Source organism: Desulfosporosinus sp. I2 (assembly GCF_000960765.1).
In the GTDB taxonomy this organism is placed as follows: domain Bacteria; phylum Bacillota; class Desulfitobacteriia; order Desulfitobacteriales; family Desulfitobacteriaceae; genus Desulfosporosinus.
Map to the genome: position 1 here is coordinate 1 of NZ_JYNH01000288.1, position 1051 is coordinate 1051.

The following is a 1051-nucleotide window of genomic DNA, read 5'->3' on the forward strand; positions in this document are numbered from 1 at the left end:
CATCCATGCTGATTTTACTCTTGTTATTGATAACAAAATCAATATATTCATGGCTTGTAAATTGGCTGCCCTGATCCGAATTTAATATCTCTGGTGTGGCAACAGCATAGGCCATCTTTAATGCCTGGATAACCATTCGTGTGGATAGAGTGTCATCCAGCTCCCAGCCAACGATGCACTTGCTGTGCCAATCAATGATAGCAGTTAAGTAAATAAAACCACGTCTTAACTTGATGTAGGTAATGTCGATTGACCAGGCCTGATTGGCTCGGGTGATGACGGAATTTCGTAGTAGATATGGGTAGATTTTATGCCCCTTTGCAGGTTTCGATAGGTTGGGTTTCGGGTAGATCGCCACAATGCTCATCTCTTGCATATATTTCCTTGTTTTGAGCCTTCCAATTTTAATACCTTGCTTTTGTAATGTTTTAGATATTTGCCTTGAGCCCCAAGATGGACTATCTGTATGGATTGCATCAATTTTATGCTTGACCATTATTTCAAAGTCAGAAGGCTCTTTTGGTGAGTAATACACGCTTGTTCGGTTAACATCCAAAAGCTCTGCAACAGTGGACAATGGTAGCGGTTTCTTGCTATCTTCAAGGGTCTTATGATCTTCGAGTTCAGCCTTTTGGGCGTGGAGTAAACCGACTCTCCCAGTCAGGTCCAAGAATTTCTTCAGATTTTTTTTTGAGCCAATCGACTTGTGTAGTCAATTGACCGACCTTTTTATATAAGCTATCGTTCTCCCGCTCCTGATCCTTAACTTTCTCCTGCAACACCTTGTCCTTTTTGTTATCAAATACATTGGCTGCATTAGCCAAAAATTCATTTTTCCAGTTTCGCAGCTGGTTTGGTGCGATTTCATGGGTACTGGCGATTTGGTTAAGTTCCTTTTCGCCTCGTAATACCTCCAAAACTCTCTCCGCCTTAAATTCTGCGCTAAATACTCTTTTCTTCATCAATAATAAACCTGCTTTCTTTTGTGGTTTTATTATATCAGGTTCATTATCTTTTCAAAAAATCTTGTCGAGTTTTCTTAGACCATTAT

2 protein-coding genes are annotated in these 1051 nt (G+C 40.1%); both read right to left on the minus strand.

Going from position 1 to position 1051, the window contains the following annotated elements; all coding sequences use genetic code 11:
- Positions 1-670, minus strand: a 670-nt coding sequence (locus tag UF75_RS25715) for an IS3 family transposase (protein WP_045577355.1), incomplete at its 3' end; no start/stop codon positions are given.
- Positions 624-962, minus strand: a complete 339-nt coding sequence (locus tag UF75_RS25720; protein WP_045577354.1) for a transposase — start codon at positions 960-962, stop codon at positions 624-626. The genes UF75_RS25715 and UF75_RS25720, both read right to left, overlap by 47 nt.
- Positions 963-1051: the final 89 nt, after the last annotated feature.

Coding starts and splice junctions, on each gene's coding strand:
- UF75_RS25720 (WP_045577354.1), bottom strand. CDS start 962: ATGAAGAAAAGAGTATTTAGCGCAGAATTTAAGGCGGAGAGAGTTTTG.